The following is a 235-nucleotide window of genomic DNA, read 5'->3' on the forward strand; positions in this document are numbered from 1 at the left end:
GGTCGCGGCTTCGGCCTTCAGCTCCGTCTTCCAGACCGCCACCCGCTGGAATGCCTTCATCGCGCTCGCGATCGCCCAGAAGATCCAGGGTGACACCGGGCTGACGGTGGTGGCGCTGGTGATGGCCGTGATCATCCTGCCGATCAACTTCATCAATGTCGGCGTGCTGTTGCGGTTTTCCGGCGCCCAGATGAGCTACGGCACCTTTGCGCTGCGGATCATCACCAATCCGCTG

The 235-nt window shown here is 63.0% G+C and carries 1 pseudogene; it reads left to right on the plus strand.

Annotated features, from left to right (window positions below):
• A pseudogene (locus tag R0J92_RS26650) lies at positions 1 to 235 on the plus strand (hypothetical protein); the annotation flags it as partial.

Origin of the sequence: Tritonibacter sp. SIMBA_163, from assembly GCF_046535935.1 — a bacterium.
Lineage (GTDB): Bacteria > Pseudomonadota > Alphaproteobacteria > Rhodobacterales > Rhodobacteraceae > Epibacterium > Epibacterium scottomollicae.